The 15,288-nt window shown below is 72.9% G+C and carries 14 protein-coding genes; 7 read left to right on the forward strand and 7 right to left on the reverse strand.

The window, feature by feature from the left end; all coding sequences use genetic code 11:
• The first annotated feature begins 64 nt into the window (after positions 1 to 64).
• The 4 genes from ACZ4A5_RS07360 (at position 65) to ACZ4A5_RS07375 (ending at position 2,686) form a co-directional block, all read left to right on the forward strand.
• On the forward strand, positions 65 to 544 hold the full coding sequence (locus ACZ4A5_RS07360) for a DUF1453 domain-containing protein (RefSeq protein ID WP_467579348.1): 480 nt from the start codon (positions 65 to 67) through the stop codon (positions 542 to 544).
• Positions 545 to 873: 329 nt separating this feature from the next.
• On the forward strand, positions 874 to 1,269 hold the full coding sequence (locus ACZ4A5_RS07365) for a rodlin (protein WP_467579351.1): 396 nt from the start codon (positions 874 to 876) through the stop codon (positions 1,267 to 1,269).
• 148 nt (positions 1,270 to 1,417) lie between these two features.
• Positions 1,418 to 1,501 carry a putative leader peptide gene (locus ACZ4A5_RS07370; RefSeq protein WP_398872300.1) on the forward strand — a complete coding sequence of 28 codons (84 nt, stop codon included), beginning with the start codon at positions 1,418 to 1,420 and terminating at the stop codon, positions 1,499 to 1,501.
• Positions 1,502 to 1,669: 168 nt separating this feature from the next.
• Positions 1,670 to 2,686 (forward strand): isopenicillin N synthase family dioxygenase, encoded by a 1,017-nt coding sequence (locus ACZ4A5_RS07375; RefSeq protein WP_467579354.1) that lies wholly within the window; start codon positions 1,670 to 1,672, stop codon positions 2,684 to 2,686.
• 44 nt (positions 2,687 to 2,730) lie between these two features.
• Here the strand turns inward: ACZ4A5_RS07375 and ACZ4A5_RS07380 are convergent, their stop codons facing one another.
• The 5 genes from ACZ4A5_RS07380 to ACZ4A5_RS07400 all read right to left on the reverse strand — a co-directional run bounded on the left by ACZ4A5_RS07380 (position 2,731) and on the right by ACZ4A5_RS07400 (position 7,064).
• Complete coding sequence (locus ACZ4A5_RS07380; RefSeq protein ID WP_467579357.1) at positions 2,731 to 2,967, reverse strand: DUF397 domain-containing protein; 237 nt, start codon at positions 2,965 to 2,967, stop codon at positions 2,731 to 2,733.
• A 73-nt stretch (positions 2,968 to 3,040) separates the two neighbouring features.
• Positions 3,041 to 4,216, reverse strand: coding sequence for a thiolase domain-containing protein (locus ACZ4A5_RS07385; protein ID WP_467579359.1), 1,176 nt, complete (start codon positions 4,214 to 4,216; stop codon positions 3,041 to 3,043).
• Entirely contained in the window at positions 4,213 to 5,271 is a 1,059-nt protein-coding gene (locus tag ACZ4A5_RS07390) for a thiolase domain-containing protein (RefSeq protein WP_467579362.1), read from the reverse strand. Before ACZ4A5_RS07390 ends, ACZ4A5_RS07385 begins: the two co-directional genes overlap by 4 nt.
• Positions 5,268 to 6,212, reverse strand: a complete 945-nt coding sequence (locus ACZ4A5_RS07395) for a Zn-ribbon domain-containing OB-fold protein (protein WP_467579365.1) — start codon at positions 6,210 to 6,212, stop codon at positions 5,268 to 5,270. The genes ACZ4A5_RS07390 and ACZ4A5_RS07395 overlap by 4 nt, the downstream gene beginning before the upstream one ends.
• A 48-nt stretch (positions 6,213 to 6,260) precedes the next feature.
• Positions 6,261 to 7,064: a crotonase/enoyl-CoA hydratase family protein gene (locus ACZ4A5_RS07400; RefSeq protein ID WP_467579367.1), complete on the reverse strand. Its 804-nt coding sequence runs from the start codon at positions 7,062 to 7,064 to the stop codon at positions 6,261 to 6,263.
• Between the two features lie 252 nt (positions 7,065 to 7,316).
• Here ACZ4A5_RS07400 and ACZ4A5_RS07405 point away from each other — a divergent pair, with 252 nt between their 5' ends.
• The 3 genes from ACZ4A5_RS07405 to paaK all read left to right on the forward strand — a co-directional run bounded on the left by ACZ4A5_RS07405 (position 7,317) and on the right by paaK (position 12,335).
• Entirely contained in the window at positions 7,317 to 8,939 is a 1,623-nt protein-coding gene (locus tag ACZ4A5_RS07405; protein WP_467579369.1) for an acyl-CoA synthetase, read from the forward strand.
• A 141-nt stretch (positions 8,940 to 9,080) separates the two neighbouring features.
• Positions 9,081 to 10,988 (forward strand): phosphocholine-specific phospholipase C, encoded by a 1,908-nt coding sequence (locus tag ACZ4A5_RS07410; RefSeq protein ID WP_467579371.1) that lies wholly within the window; start codon positions 9,081 to 9,083, stop codon positions 10,986 to 10,988.
• A 63-nt stretch (positions 10,989 to 11,051) separates the two neighbouring features.
• Positions 11,052 to 12,335 carry a phenylacetate--CoA ligase PaaK gene (paaK, locus tag ACZ4A5_RS07415; protein WP_467579374.1) on the forward strand — a complete coding sequence of 428 codons (1,284 nt, stop codon included), beginning with the start codon at positions 11,052 to 11,054 and terminating at the stop codon, positions 12,333 to 12,335.
• Positions 12,336 to 12,592: 257 nt separating this feature from the next.
• Here paaK and ACZ4A5_RS07420 read toward each other — a convergent pair whose 3' ends face one another.
• Positions 12,593 to 14,131, reverse strand: a complete 1,539-nt coding sequence (locus ACZ4A5_RS07420; protein WP_467579377.1) for an acyl-CoA synthetase — start codon at positions 14,129 to 14,131, stop codon at positions 12,593 to 12,595.
• 20 nt (positions 14,132 to 14,151) lie between these two features.
• Complete coding sequence (locus tag ACZ4A5_RS07425; RefSeq protein ID WP_467579380.1) at positions 14,152 to 15,270, reverse strand: nitronate monooxygenase; 1,119 nt, start codon at positions 15,268 to 15,270, stop codon at positions 14,152 to 14,154.
• Positions 15,271 to 15,288: the final 18 nt, after the last annotated feature.

Genomic DNA, 15,288 nt, shown 5'->3' on the forward strand with positions numbered 1-15,288 from the left:
TTGGCTTTATAGCACGGCCGAGCTAATATCTTTTTTGGCACAGTCGAGCTAAAAAGGAGGCCACGTGCACAGCTGGCTGCTCGGGGGGATCATCGCCGTGGCGGTGGTCGTCGTAGTGATCAAGCGACTGGCGGGAGAGCCACTCAACGCCCGCGATCTGCTGGCGGCCCCGGTGATCCTGACCGGCCTCGGCGTCGCATCCCTGGCCAAGGCCGAGGGGCTGACCGCGATGGACGGCGCCTGGTCGGCGACGGGCGCCGTGCTGGGCATGGCGGCCGGCGCGTGGCGCGGGTCGACCGTCGCGGTCTTCGAGAAGAACGGGGTGCTGTGGCAGCGCTACACCGGACGGTCCTTCCTCGTCCTGGTGATCACCTTCGCCGCCATGGCGGGCTTCGGGCTGCTCGCCACGCGCGCGGGCATGCACGAGAACGCGCGGCCCACACAGCTGAACATCGGCGTCAGCTTCCTCGGTGAGGCGCTGGTGGTGGGGCTGCGCGGCCTCCGGTCCGGGGTGCCGTTCGCGCCGGAGCGCGGCCGGCCCTGAGGGCCGCCCGCCACGCGCGGCGACCGGCCCGCGGGAGCGCGGAAGCCCGCCCGGACGCAGCTTGTGGGGGCGCTGTCCGGGCGGACTGACGGCCGAAGATCCGCCGCGCGCAGCACGCTACCAGCGATATCGGGTACGCCCCCGCCGCGATCACCCCCATGCGCCGCACCGGCGGGGGACATAACCCGAGGCAGTAGCGACACTTCCGGCCTTTCCGTACGGATCGCCCGATGGCGCAAATGAGTGAATGCCCGAAACCTCGGCAAATGGGGCCTAGTTACTCAGGACACTTCCCCCGAGAAGGCGCTAATCGATCGAAAGGCACAGACGTGCTCAAGAAGGTACTCGCCACGGCCGCACTGACGGCCTCGGCGGTCGGCACCATCGCCGGTCCCGCGATGGCGATCGGCAACGACCAGGACGTCGCGAACGGAAACGCTTCCCGCACCGGTTACGGCAACACCAAGACCGGCGGCGAGCAGAGCCCGCAGATGAGCCTGATCCAGGGCACGCTCAACAAGCCGTGCCTCGGCATCGGCAAGATCGGCGTCCAGTCCCTGATCGCCCTGCTCAACATCGGCATCCAGGACGTACCGATCCTCACCTCCCAGCAGCAGCAGCAGTGCACCGACAACTCGACGATCTCCGACGGCGACGACCCGCTGTCGCACATCCTCAGCGAGATCCCGCTCGTCTCGGGCAACGGCTCGGGCAACGGTCGCTGACCACGGCGGACGCCGCTGCGCGAATCCCCCCTTCCGCGGGTGCACGAGCACCGCGGGAGGGGGGATTCCCTTGTGCCCGGATCCGGAAGATCCATTGCTGCCAGGCCGTCCGACCAGGGCGGATCCATTTGTTTCGGCGTCGTATACGATGGGGCACGTGACCATGCTCGTGAAACGCCGCCACGTGGACCTCCTCCGCGTCACGAGCATGTCCTGTCGCCACTACGGCTGACCTTCACCCCGCCCAGCCCGCTTTCCCGGGCCGTGGCCTCTTTTCTCTTTCTCTCTTTCCTGCCGCTTTCCCGGTCCCGCCTGCCCTGTCCGCGCACCCCGCGACGGCAGCGCGGCCGTCCGGCATACCGCCGTACGGAAACCGGGCCTTCACGCTGTGGACACCCTCATGAGCAACAAGCTTCCTGTCCTCGACCTCTCGGCCGCGTCGGGTGACGCCGCCGGCCGCGCCGCCTTCCACGAGGCGCTGCACGCCGCCGCCCGCGACGTGGGCTTCTTCCATCTGACCGGGCACGGGATCACCGAGTCCGAGACCGCCGGACTGATGCGTACCCTCCGCGCGTTCTTCGCCCTCCCCGAGGCGGAGCGGCTGTCCATCAGCAACCTCAACTCGCCCCACTTCCGCGGCTACACCCGCATCGGTGACGAGCGGACCGGCGGCAGCCGCGACTGGCGGGACCAGATCGACATAGGCGCCGAGCGCGCGGCCCGCATACCCACCGGCGACGAGCCCGGCTACTGGTGGCTGGAGGGCCCGAACCAGTGGCCCGCCGCCCTTCCCGAGCTGAGGACCACCGCGCTGCGCTGGATCGACAGGCTGAGCGAGATCGCCGGGCGGCTGCTGCACGAGCTGCTGGCCTCGATCGGCGCTCCGCCCACCTTCTACGACGACGCCTTCGCCGACCGCCCCCACCTGCACCTCAAGCTGGTCCGCTACCCCGGCAGCGCCCCCGACGGCGCGGGGCAGGGCGTGGGCGCGCACAAGGACTACGGCTTCCTGACGCTGCTGCTCCAGGACGAGGTCGGCGGCCTCCAGGTGGAGGGCGCGGACGGGGTGTTCCGCGATGTTCCGCCGCTGCCCGGGGCGTTCGTGATCAACCTCGGCGAGCTGCTGGAGGTGGCGACCAACGGCTATCTCAAGGCCACCAACCACCGCGTGGTCAGCCCGCCCGGCACCCGGGAGCGCTACTCCGTGCCGTTCTTCTACAACCCCCGGCTGGACGCGCGCATCGAGCCCGTGCCCTTCCCGCACGCGCACCGGGCGCCCGGGGTCACCCAGGACTCCGCCAACCCGCTGTTCGCGGAGTACGGCCGCAATGAGGTCAAGGGCTGGCTGCGCGCCCACCCGGAGGTCGCCCGCCGCTACCACGCCGATCTGCTGACGGAGGGCTCCCGGGTCGGCTGACGCCGTGTGGTCCCGGGGTGCGCACGGCGGGCGGCCCCGGGGCGTCAGATCACATCGAATTCGCCGCCCCGCGCGCCGACGACGAACGCCCGCCACTCCGCCGGCGTGAACACCAAGGCGGGCGCGTCCGGCCTGCGTTCGTGACGCATGGCGATGAATCCCTCGACGAAGGCGATCTGGACGTCACCGACGCCCTGACTGCCCGGCTGCCATGCGGCGTTCGCGAGGTCGAGCTCCGGCCTTGTGCCACCCGCCAGTTGGTGCGTCGTGCTCTTCGCCACGTCCGTTGCTCCTCCCGGTCGTCCCTCCCGGCCACCCTAGCGAGCGCGCGATGCGCCGGACAGGCCGCGCGCCTCAGCTGCCGGGCGGCTCGGCGCCCACCAGCCACATCGAGAAGAACTGCGCTCCCCCGCCGTAGGCGTGACCGAGCGCCTTGCGGGCGCCGTCGACCTGGTGTGCGCCGGCCCGGCCGCACACCTGGAGCGCGGCCTCGGCGAAGCGCAGCATGCCCGAGGCGCCGATGGGGTTGGTGGACAGCACCCCGCCCGAGGGATTCACGGGCAGGTCGCCGTCCTGCTCGGTGGCGCCGGAGACGGTGAGTTTCCAGCCCTCGCCCTCGGCCGCGAAGCCGAGGTTCTCCAGCCACATCGGCTCGTACCAGCTGAAGGGGACGTAGAGTTCGGCCACGTCGATCTCGCGGCGCGGGTCGGTGATCCCCGCCTGGCGGTAGACCTCGGCGGCGCAGTCGCGGCCCGCCCGGGGCGAGACGAAGTCCTTGCCCGCGAAGAGGGTCGGCTCGCTGCGCATGGCGCCGCCGTGCAGCCAGGCCGGCGGGCGCGGTGCGCGCGCGGCGCCCGCACGGCCGGTGAGGACCATCGCGCAGGCCCCGTCGGAGGAGGGGCAGGTCTCGGAGTAGCGGATCGGGTCCCACAGCATGGGCGACGACCGCACCTTCTCCAGCGTGATGTCGTGTTCGTGGAGGTGGGCGCTGGGATTCCGCAGGGCGTTGCGGCGGTCCTTGTAGGCGACGAGGGTGCCGACGTGATCGGGCGCTCCGGTGCGGCGCATGTACGCGCGTACGTGCGGGGCGAAGAAGCCGCCGGCGCCGGCCAGCAGGGGCTGCTGGAAGGGAACGGGCAGGGACAGCCCCCACATGGCGTTCGACTCGGACTGCTTCTCGAAGGCGACGGCCAGGACGGTGCCGCGCACCCGGGAGGCCACGAGGTTCGCGGCGACGAGGGCCGTGGAGCCGCCGACGGAACCCGCGGTGTGCACGCGCATCAGGGGTTTGCCGACGGCTCCGAGCGCGTCGGCGAGGTAGAGCTCGGGCATCATGACGCCCTCGAAGAAGTCGGGCGCCTTGCCGATGACGACGGCGTCGACGCCGGCCCAGGTCAGCTCCGCGTCGGCGAGGGCGCGCAGGGCGGCCTCGCGGACGAGCCCAGCGATCGAGACGTCCCGGCGGGCGGCGGCGTGCCGGGTCTGGCCGATGCCGACGACGGCCACGGGTTCGTTGTCCGCGCGCTTCACCGGCTCTCCCCTTCCAGGACGCCGACGAGGTTCTGCTGGAGGCACGGTCCGGAGGTGGCGTGGGCCAGCGCCCGGTCCGACGCGCCGCGGTGGATGCGGGCGGCCGCCTCGCCGAAGCGGATCAGCCCGGTCGCCATGACCGGGTCGGCGGCGAGGGCGCCGCCGGAGGGGTTGACCGTGACGTCGTCCCCGAGCCGGAGGGCCTTGCGCAGGATCACCTCCTGCGCGGTGAAGGGCGCGTGGATCTCCGCGGTGTCGACGGGGGCGTCGAACGCCCCGGCGTGTTCGGCGGCGAGCCGGGCGGATGGCGCGTCGGTGAGGTCGCGCAGTCCGAGGCCCTGCGGGTCGACGCGGTGGTCCAGGCCGCGGATCCAGGCGGGCCGTTCGCACATGCGGCGGGCGGTGTCCCCGGCGGCGAGGACGACCGCGGCGGCACCGTCGCAGACGGGCGGGCAGTCGCCTGTGCGCAGCGGTGCCACGAGATGGTCGCCCATCGGCACCCGGCCGCGCAGCCGCGCGTGGGGGTTGGTGCGGGCGGCGGCGCGGCTGCGGTCCGCAATGGCGGCGAGGGCCTCCTCGTCGGTCTCGCCCGCGTCGATGAGCGCCCGCGCCTGGAGCGCGGCGAGGTCGACGGGGCCGGGCCACAGCGGGGCGGTGCAGTAGGGGTCGAGCTGGCGGGTGAGGACGGCGCCGAGGTCACCGGCGGAGGACTTGCCGTAGGCGTAGACGAGGGCGGTGTCGGCGGCGCCGGTGAGGAGTTCGACCCAGGCTTCGTAGAGCGCCCAGGCGCCGTCCGTCTCCACGTGGGACTCCGCGACGGGTGGCCAGGCGCCGACGCAGTCGAGGGCCATGGTGAAGGAGAAGGGGCGCCCGGCGAGGTAGTCGCTCGACCCCGAACAGGTGAAGCCGGCCTCGCCGGGTGCCAGTTGTGCCCGCTCCAGCACCTCGCGCAGGACGGGCAGCAGCATCTCGGTCTCGGACACGTCCTCCGACGAGCGCCGGTGGGCGGTCTGCGCGAAGGCGACGATCGCCACGTCGCGGGCGTACCGCGTCACAGCAGCTCCTTGTACGTGTCGTAGTCGGCGTCGGGTTCACCCGTGGGGCGGTAGTGGTCGGGGTGGCGGGCGCCCTCGGTCCAGACCGGCTCGACGCGCAGGCCCATGCGCACCTGGTCGCAGGGGATGCCCGCGATGCGCCCGTGCAGGGCGAGGTCGGCGCCGTCGAGGGCGATGTGGGCGTAGACGTACGGGACGTCGATCGCGGCGTTCCTGGCCTTGATGTTGACGACGCAGTAGGTGGTGACGGTGCCGCGCGGGCCCACCTCGACCTGTTCGCCGGTGGCGACGCCGCAGGTCGGGCAGGCGCCGCGGGGCGGTACGTACACGCGGCGGCAGGCGGGGCAGCGTTCGCCGGTGAGGGTGTGCCGGGCGAGGGCGGTGAGGTGCCGGCTCTGGGCGCGGCCGGGGGCGTAGGTGTAGTCGAGGCGGGCGGGGGTGGTGATGCCGGTGACCGGGTCGGCGAAGGCGCCGGTGTGCGGGGTCGCGGGGCCCGCCGTGCCGCTCTCGTGCGGTTCGAAGCACGCGATGTCGGTGATCGCGCCGGTGCGCTCGGCGGCCCAGCGGACGCGTACGCGCATGCCGGTGCGTATGGCGTCGGGGCCGGGGGCGTCGAGGGCGTGCAGGAGGGCGGTGTCGGCCCCGTCGAGGCGTACGAGGGCCCACGCGAAGGGAGTCGGCAGGGGCTGCCGCGGGCGGGGGGCCGCGTTCCAGGCCCAGGTGGTGACGGTGCCGGTGGGGGCCACCTCGACGAGCTCGCGGATCTCCTCGGCGGTGAAGGGGTCGTACTCGACGGGCGGCACGAGGACGCGGCCGTCGGTGGCGCGCACGCCGAGGACGACGCGTTCGCGCAGGCCGGTGAGGAAGGCGCTCTGGACGGGGCCCAGGGAGCGGGTGAAGGGGAATTCGACGACCAGGGGCGCGGTGAGGATCTCGGACACGGCCGCGGCTCTCCTTCTGTCGGACGGTCTCGGGCGTCTCCGGTGGTCTCAGGCGCGCCGGAAGACGGGCGGGCGCTTCTCGGCGAAGGCGCGGGCGCCTTCCTTGGCGTCGGCGGTGTCGAAGATCCGCATGCCGCGTTCGAGCTCGACGGCGAGGGCGTCGGGCTCGTCGAGGCCGGCGGTCTCGTAGGCGCACGCCTTGACCGCCTCCACGGCCAGCGGGCCGTTGGCGTTGACGAGTTCGGCGGTGGCGAGGGCCGACTCCAGGGCGGTGCCGTCGGGCACGACCCGGCCGATCAGCCCGATGCGCTCGGCCTCGCGGGCGGTGTAGGGGCGGCCGGTGAGCAGCATTTCGAGGGCGTGGGTGCGCGGGATCTGGCGGGCGAGGCGGACGGTGGAGCCGCCGACGGGGAAGAGGCCGCGCCGGACCTCGAAGAGGCCGAAGGTGGCGCTCTCGCCCGCGACGCGGATGTCGGTGCCCTGGAGGATCTCGGTGCCGCCCGCGACGCAGGGGCCCTCGACGGCGGCGATGACGGGCTTGCGGGGGCGGTGGTGGCGGAGCATGGCCTTCCAGTGGAGGTCGGGGTCCGCCTTCAGCCGCTCCCGGCAGGTGTCGTCGGCCGCCGCCCTCTGCCCGGCGAGCGCCTTGAGATCCATGCCGGAGCAGAAGGCTCCGCCCGCGCCGGTGAGGACGACGGAGCGGATGGTGTCGTCCTCGTCCGCCTCGGCCCAGCCGTCGTGGAGCCCGACCAGCATCGGCAGGGAGAGGGCGTTCCTGGCCTCCGGCCGGTTGAGGGTGAGCAGCAGGGTGGCGCCGACGCGTTCGACCACGAGGTGTGCGGTCCCGCTCATGGGTGTCCTCCTGTCCGGCGACGGAGAACAGGGTGGCGGAGGCGGGTCCGCACTTCAAGAGTTTTCTGACAACCTGTCAGATTTCTTGGGCGGTGCCCCTTCCCACCCACCGCGCCCGGCGCTCTAATGACCGCCTGGCCGCCCGGCCGCCGCACCACCGCCGTTCCCGTCCGCGACCGCGCGACCGGGCCCCACCGCGCCACCGCCGCTGTTCCCCGCCGTACCGCCCGGCAGGAGGAGACAGGAGGAGACATGGACGTGAACCTCGCCGACCTCTTCGAGTCAATCGTCGACACGGTGCCCGGCCGGGAGGCCCTGGTGCACATCGAGCACCCGGGCAGCGGCGCCGAGCGGCGGCTGACGTACGCGCAGCTCGACGCGGCGGCCGACCGGCTGGCCCACCATCTGCGCGACAGCGGCATCCGGCCGGGCGAGCACGTGGGCCTGCACCTCTACAACGGCGTCGAGTACCTCCAGAGCCTCTGGGCGTGCCTGAAGCTCCGGGCCGTGCCGGTCAATGTCAACTACCGCTATGTGGAGGAGGAGCTGGCCTATCTCTACCGGGACGCCGACCTGGCGGGGCTGGTCTTCGACGCCGAGTTCACCGGGCGGGTGGCGGCGGCGCTGCCCGGGGCGGAGCGGATCCGCCACCTCGTCCGCGTCGGCCCGCCGCCCGAGGACGCCCCCAGGCCCCGGATCGAGCCCGTGCCCTTCACTGAGGCCGAGGCATCGGGCGCCTTGGGGCGCGACTTCGGGCCGCGCTCCGGCGACGACCAGATCATCATCTACACCGGCGGCACCACCGGCATGCCCAAGGGCGTCATGTGGCGGCAGGAGGACCTCTTCTTCTCGGGGCTCGGCGGCGGCGCGCCGACCGGCGACCCGGTGCGGCGGCCCGAGGAGCTCGCCGAGCGGGTCGCGGCGGGCGGCGAGGGTCTCGTCTTCTTCCCCGCCGCGCCCCTGATGCACGGCACGTCCACGCTGACGGCCTTCATCGCCTTCGACTTCGGCCAGAAGGTGGTCCTGCACCGCAAGTACGTGCCGGAGCAGGTGCTGCGGACCGTCGCGAAGGAGCGCGTCACCTGCGTCTCGCTGGTGGGTGACGCGATGCTGCGGCCTCTGGTGGAGGCGCTGGCGGGGCCGCTGCGGGGCACGGACTGCTCGTCGCTGTTCAGCGTCAGCAGCTCGGGGGCCGTCCTGTCGGACACCGTACGGGAGGAGTTCGCGGCGCTCCTGCCGCACGTGGCCCTGGTGAACAACTTCGGCTCCTCGGAGTCCGGCTTCAACGGCACCGCGACCGACGACGGCGGCCGGGGCCTGCGGGTACGCGTCAACGACCGTACGGCGGTGGTCGATCCGGTGACGTACGAACCGGTGGGCCCCGGCGAGGTCGGGCGGGTCGCGCAGCGCGGCCATGTGCCGCTCGGCTACTACAACGACCCGGCGAAGACGGCGGAGACGTTCTTCCACGCGCGGGGCGAGCGGTGGGTCCTGCTCGGGGACATGGCCACGGTCGGCCCGGACGGCGTGGTCACCGTCCTGGGGCGCGGCTCGCAGTGCATCAACACCGGTGGCGAGAAGGTCTATCCGGAAGAGGTCGAGGAGGCGCTCAAGGCCCATCCGGATGTGTACGACGCGCTGGTCACCGGCGTGCCCGACGCCCGGTGGGGACACCGCGTCGCGGCCGTCGTCCAGCCCCGGGCCGGTGCGCGCCCGCCGACGCTCGGCGCGCTCCAGGAGCACTGCCGCGCCCGGCTGGCGGGGTACAAGGTGCCGCGCAGCCTCGTCCTCACCGACCGCGTCGAGCGCTCGCCCAGCGGCAAGGCGGACTACCGGTGGGCGCGGGCCGTGGCCTGCGGGGAGCGCGCCCCGTAGCGCTTTTGCCAGGTCTTGACACGCGGGACACCTCCTGTGCGCGCGGTGGACACGGCGCACTCCGCGGGCGTTGGGGCGGCGGTGGCCACGCGGGCCTTCAATCGGCGCGTCACCTTCCACCCGCTGCCTCCAGGAGTCACCGTGACCCCCTTGTCCCGCCGTGGTTTCCTCGGCGCGGCCGCCGGCGCCGCCGCGCTCGGCGCCCTGCCGTCCTCACTCCAGCAGGCCATGGCCGCGAGCTCGCCGTCCGGCAGGCTGGACGATGTCGAGCACGTGGTGATCTTCATGCAGGAGAACCGCTCCTTCGACCACTACTTCGGCACGCTGAAGGGCGTACGGGGCTTCGGGGACCGTTCCCTGCTGCGCTTCCCCGGCGGCTCCGACGTCCTGCGCCAGACGACGCTCGGGCCCCTCGGCGGCAGTGTGCTGACGCCCTGGCACCTGGACACGGCCACCACCGACGCCCAGCGCGTCCGCGACCTCGACCACGGCTGGGCGGGCACCCACAGCGCCTGGAACGGCGGCAGATACAACAACTGGATCCCCGCCAAGAGCGCCTGGACCATGGGGTATTACCAGCGAGCGGACATCCCCTTCCAGTTCGCGCTGGCCGAGGCGTTCACCATCTGCGACCAGTACTTCTGCTCCGTGCAGGGGCCGACCAACCCCAACCGGCTCTACCAGTGGACGGGCATGATCGACCCGGGCGGCCACAACGGCGGCCCGGTCACCGACAACTCCGAGAAGGGCTACACCTGGACCACCTACCCCGAGCGGCTCGACGCCGCCGGGATCTCCTGGCGCGTCTACCAGCAGCAGGACAACTACGACGACAACCCGCTGGCCTGGTTCAGCCGCTTCAAGAGCGCCGGGAGCGACTCCTCGCTGTACGTCAACGGCATGCGGCGCCGTACAGCCGACGCCTTCAACCAGGACGTCGCCGACGGCAAGCTGCCGGCCGTCAGCTGGGTCGTCGCCCCCGAGCGGCAGTCCGAGCACCCCGCCTACCCGCCCGCGTACGGCGCCGACTACACCGCGAAGTACGTCCTGGAGGCGCTGGCCGCGCACCCCGAGGTCTGGGCGAAGACGGTGGTCTTCCTCAACTTCGACGAGAACGACGGCTTCTTCGACCACGTCGCCCCGCCCGTGCCGCCGTCCGGCACCCCGGACGAGTTCATCGGCGGCGCGCCCATCGGGCTCGGGCCGCGGGTCCCGATGACCGTGATCTCACCGTGGAGCCGGGGCGGTTACGTCCACTCCGAGGTGCTCGACCACACCTCGCCGCTGCGCTTCCTGGAGAACTGGACCGGCGTCAAGGAGCCCAACATCTCCGCCTGGCGGCGCACGGTGTGCGGCGACCTGATGAGCGCCTTCGACTTCACCTCGAAGAACGCCTCCTTCCCCGCGCTGCCGGACACGACGGCCCTCGTCGCCGCCTGCGACAGACAGGATTCCCTGCCCGACGCCAAGCCCCCGGCCGGCGCCGCCCGCCCCGCCCAGGAGGAGGGCACCCGCCCGGCCCGGCCGACCGGCTACGGCTTCGACACCACCTCCTGGACCGACACCTCCACCAACCGCCTGTGGTTCAAGGTGGTCAACACCGGCCGGCTGGGCGCGGGCTTCACGGCCTACACGGTGAACCACCGGGCGTACGAGGCATGGCACTACACCGTCCCGGTGGGCGGCAGCGCGAGCGACTACTTCAGCGCGCTCACCTACGGCGGCGGCAAATACGACATCGACCTGCACGGCCCCGACGGCTATCTGCGCGGCTTCAAGGGAGACGTCCGCACGTGGACGAACGCGGCGAAGGGCCATCCGGAGGCCGCGGTCACGGCCTCGCCCGACGGACTGCGGCTGGCCCTGACGAACGGCGGAAACGCTCCCGTGCTCTTCACCGTCTCGGACGGCACGACCGCCACGGTCACGGCCGGCGGCCACACGGAGCTGACGGTGGCGGTGGCTTCGGACGGGGCGTACGACGTGACGGTGACGGCGGACGTGGGCGACGGCTTCGAGCGGCGGTTCGCGGGGCGGGTCCTCGGGTAGCCGGTGGCGTCGGGGGCACTCCCCCGGTTTCGGCCACCGCCGCACCCGGGGAAACTCCCCGGCATGGTCGACGCAGCCGAGCAGATGTCCCGTGAGCAGCTCACCGAGCTGCAGCTCGTACGGCTGCGCCGCACCCTGCGGCGCGTCTACGAGCGCGTGCCCTTCTACCGGCACGCGTTCGACGCCGCCGGCGTGCGGCCCGAGGAGTGCCGGGGGCTCGGGGATCTCGCGCGGTTCCCGTTCACCACCAAGGGGGATCTGCGCGAGCACTACCCGTTCGGGATGTTCGCCGTGCCGGAGGGCGAGGTGCGCCGGATCCATGCCTCCAGTGGTACGACGGGCACCCCGACCGTCGTCGGCTACACGCAAGGGGATCTCGACACGTGGGCCGAGGTCGTCGCGCGCTCGCTGCGGGCGGCCGGTGTCCGGCCGGGCGACAAGGTGCATGTGGCCTACGGCTACGGCCTGTTCACCGGCGGGCTGGGCGCGCACTACGGCGCGGAGCGGCTCGGCTGCACGGTGGTCCCCGCGTCCGGCGGGATGACCGAACGCCAGGTCAGGCTGCTCACGGACCTCCGGCCGGAGGTCATCATGGTGACGCCGTCCTACATGCTCACCCTGCTCGACGAGTTCGAGCGCCAAGGGCTCGACCCCCGGGCGTCCTCGCTGCGGATCGGCGTCTTCGGGGCCGAGCCCTGGACGGAGGGGATGCGGCGGGAGATCGAGGAGAGGTTCGCCCTCGACGCGGTGGACATCTACGGCCTGTCCGAGGTCATGGGTCCGGGCGTCGCGCAGGAGTGCGTGGAGACCAAGGACGGGCCGCACATCTGGGAGGACCACTTCTTTCCCGAGATCGTGGACCCGGTCACGGGCGAGGTGCTGCCCGAGGGCGAGCACGGCGAGCTGGTCCTCACCTCGCTCACCAAGGAGGCGATGCCCGTCGTCCGCTACCGCACCCGCGACCTCACACGGCTGCTGCCCGGCACCGCCCGCGTCTTCCGGCGCATGGAGCGGATCACCGGGCGCAGCGACGATCTGGTCATCGTGCGCGGGGTCAACCTCTTTCCCGGGCAGGTCGAGGAGATCGTGCTGCGCACGCCGGGCGTCGCCCCGCACTTCCAGCTGCGGCTGACGCGCGAGGGCCGGATGGACCACCTCACCGTGCGCGCGGAGGCCCGGCCCGGGGCCACGCCGGGGCGACGCGCGGAGGCGGCCGGGGAGATCGCCCGCCGGGTGAAGGAGGGTATCGGGGTGTCGGCCGCCGTGGAGATCGTGGACCCCGGCACGCTGAGGCGCTCGACGGGCAAGCTGAGGCGCGTCGTGGACGCGCGTGAGCCGAGGCCGTGAGCGGGGTCGAAGGGCACGGCCCCGGGACCGCCGGTGCGGGCCGGCCGGCGTCTGCGGCGGGCTTCTTCCCCTGCCCCGCCCCTTCCCGGCCGCGTCTCCGCCGCGTGGGGGCAAGCCCCCAGACCCCCCGGCAACACGGCTTCGCCGCGTGGTCCTCACACTCCCCCGGCTACTTCCCCCAGACTCCGTCCGGGCACCCCCGGACGGAATCCCGGGGAGTTAGGGGACGCGGCCGCGGGCACGGGCCGGCCCGCGGGCTAAGCCGGGCGCCGCCAGTGCGGGTCGCGCAGCCGGCGTTTGTAGAGCTTGCCGTTGGGGTCGCGGGGCATGTCGGCGATGAAGTCGACGGCCCGGGGCCGCTTGTAGCCCGCCAGGTGGCGCGCGCAGTGGGCGAGGAGCTCGGCGGCCAGCGGGGCGCCGGGCGCGTGGCCGTCGGCCGGCTCCACCACGGCTCTCACCTCCTCGCCCCAGTCGTCGTGCGGAACGCCGAAGACGGCGGCGTCGGCCACGGCGGGATGGGTGAGGAGCACGGATTCGACCTCGGCGGGGTAGATGTTGACCCCGCCGGAGATGATCAGGTCGATCTTGCGGTCGCGGAGGAAGAGATAGCCGTCCTCGTCCAGGAAGCCGAGGTCGCCGACGGTGAAGAAGTCGCCGAGGCGGTTCTCGCGGGTCTTGCTCTCGTCCTTGTGATAGGCGAAGCCGCCGGTGGTCATCTTCATGTAGACGGTGCCGAGTTCACCGGCGGGCAGCCGCCGGCCGGTGTCGTCGAAGACGGCGAGTTCGCTGATGGGCCAGGCCCTGCCGACGGTGCCGGGTTTCTTCAGCCACTCCTCGGCGGTGGCGAAGGCCCCGCCGCCCTCGCTGGCCGCGTAGTACTCCTCGACGCAGTTGCCCCACCAGCGGATCATCGCGCGCTTGACGTGGTCGGGGCAGGGGGCGGCGCCGTGAATGGCGTGCCGCATGGAGGAGACGTCGTACGCGTCCCGTACGTGCGCGGGCAGTGCCAGCAGCCGCTGGAACTGGGTGGGGACCATGTGGGTGTGGGTGCAGCGGTGGGTGTCGATGAGGCGCAGCATCTCCTCGGGGGACCATTTGTCCATGACCACCAGCCGGTGGCCGAGGTGCAGGGAAGCGGCCGCGAACTGGAGGACCGCCGTGTGATAGAGCGGTGAGCAGACGAGGTGGGTGTTGTCGTCGAACGGCTTGATGCCGAAGATGCCGAGGAAGCCGCCGAGATGGCTCTCCTCGGGCGGCTTCCCGGGCAGCGGGCGGCGGATGCCCCGTGGCCTGCCGGTGGTGCCGGAGGTGTAGTTCATGACCCAGCCGAGCGTGCGGTCCGCCGGCGGGGTGCCGGGGCGGCCGGCGAGGAGCCCTTCGTACGGGCGGAAGCCGGGGATGTCACCGACGGCGTAACGGCGCGCGGCGGGCAGCCCCGCGCCGTCGGCGGCGGCGGTCGCGGCGGCGGCGAACCGCTCGTGGGCGATGAGCGCCCCCGCCTCCGCGTCCGCAACGATCCAGGCGATCTCCTCGCCGAGGAGGTGGTGGTTGACGGGTACGAGGTAGAAGCCGGCCTGGGTGGCCGCGAGGTAGGCGGTGAGGAGTTCCTCGCCGTTGGGGAGGACGACGGCGAAGGAGTCGCCCCGGCGGAGTCCGGCGGCGCGCAGGCCGCGGACCAGCCGGTTGGCGGCGGCGTGGAGCCGGCCCGCGGTACGGGTGCGGCCGTCGGGGGTGACGAGCACGGTGCGTTCGGGGTCGGCGGTGGCCTGTGCCCAGAACCCTTCGGGGTGCGGCATGGGGTGCTCCCTCCTCGGTCTCAGGGCCGGGCGGGCCCGGTGCGGCCCGCGATGCGGTTCATCCGGTCGACGGCCCGCTCGAAGCCGGCCGTCAGGTCGTCGAAGACGGCCTGGACACTGCGCCGGGAGTTCATCCGCCCCACGATCTGCCCGACCGGTGAGCCGAGCAGCGGCTCCACCTCGTACTTCTGGATGCGGGACAGCGCCTCGGCGACGAGCAGCCCTTGCAGCGGCATCGGCAGCGGGCCGGGTCCGCCCGGGTCGTCCCAGGCGTCGGTCCAGGCCGTGCGCAGTTGGCGGGCCGGTTTGCCGGTGAGCGCACGGGAGCGCACGGTGTCGCCGGAGCCCGCGGCCAGGAGCTTCGCGGTGAGGGCGGGCGAGTGCAGCTCGGCCTCCTCCGTGGTGAGCCAGAGGGAGCCCAGCCAGACGCCCTGCGCGCCGAGCGCGAGCCCGGCGGCGATCTGTTCGCCGCTGCCGATGCCACCGGCGGCGAGTACGGGCAGCGGGTCGACGGCCCGTACGACCTCGGGGGTGAGCACCATGGTGGCGATCTCGCCGGTGTGGCCGCCCGCCTCGTAACCCTGGGCGACGACGATGTCGATGTCCGCCTCGGCGTGCCGGACGGCGTGCCGGGCGCTCCCGGCGAGCGCGGCGACGAGGACGCCGTGGTCGTGGGCGCGGCGCACGACGTCGGCGGGCGGCGGCCCGAGGGCGTTGGCGAGCAGCGTGACCGGGTGCTCGAAGGCGACGTCGAGCTGGGCGCGGGCGACCTCCTCCATCCAGCCGGTGATGCGCCATCCGGAGCGGTCCCCGGCGGCGAGCGCGGGTACGCCGTGCCGGGCGAGGGTCTCCTGGACGAAGCGCCGGTGCGCGTCCGGGATCATGGCCTCGACGTCGGCCTCGGTGACGCCCTCGACCTTCTTGGCGGGCATGACGACATCGAGCCCGTAGGGCTTGCCGTCGGTGTGCGCGGCCATCCAGTCGAGGTCCCGGGCGAGGGCGCCGGGGTCGGTGTAGCGCACGGCGCCGAGCACGCCGAGTCCCCCGGCGCGGGTGACGGCCGCGGCCACCGCGGGGAAGGGGGTGAAGCCGAAGAGCGCGTGCTCGATTCCCAGTCGCCGGCTCAGCTCGGTCTCCATGGGCGGCAGGATGCCGCA

Source organism: Streptomyces sp. NPDC025618, from assembly GCF_055558795.1.

Excerpts from the sequence above, each read along its gene's own strand:
- paaK (WP_467579374.1), top strand. The coding sequence starts at position 11,052 with ATGGTCGACGCAGCCGAGCAGATGTCCCGTGAGCAGCTCACCGAGCTG.
- ACZ4A5_RS07370 (WP_398872300.1), top strand. The coding sequence starts at position 1,418 with ATGGGGCACGTGACCATGCTCGTGAAACGCCGCCACGTGGACCTCCTC.
- ACZ4A5_RS07425 (WP_467579380.1), bottom strand. The coding sequence starts at position 15,270 with ATGGAGACCGAGCTGAGCCGGCGACTGGGAATCGAGCACGCGCTCTTC.
- ACZ4A5_RS07405 (WP_467579369.1), top strand. The coding sequence starts at position 7,317 with ATGGACGTGAACCTCGCCGACCTCTTCGAGTCAATCGTCGACACGGTG.
- ACZ4A5_RS07400 (WP_467579367.1), bottom strand. The coding sequence starts at position 7,064 with ATGAGCGGGACCGCACACCTCGTGGTCGAACGCGTCGGCGCCACCCTG.
- ACZ4A5_RS07420 (WP_467579377.1), bottom strand. The coding sequence starts at position 14,131 with ATGCCGCACCCCGAAGGGTTCTGGGCACAGGCCACCGCCGACCCCGAA.
- ACZ4A5_RS07375 (WP_467579354.1), top strand. The coding sequence starts at position 1,670 with ATGAGCAACAAGCTTCCTGTCCTCGACCTCTCGGCCGCGTCGGGTGAC.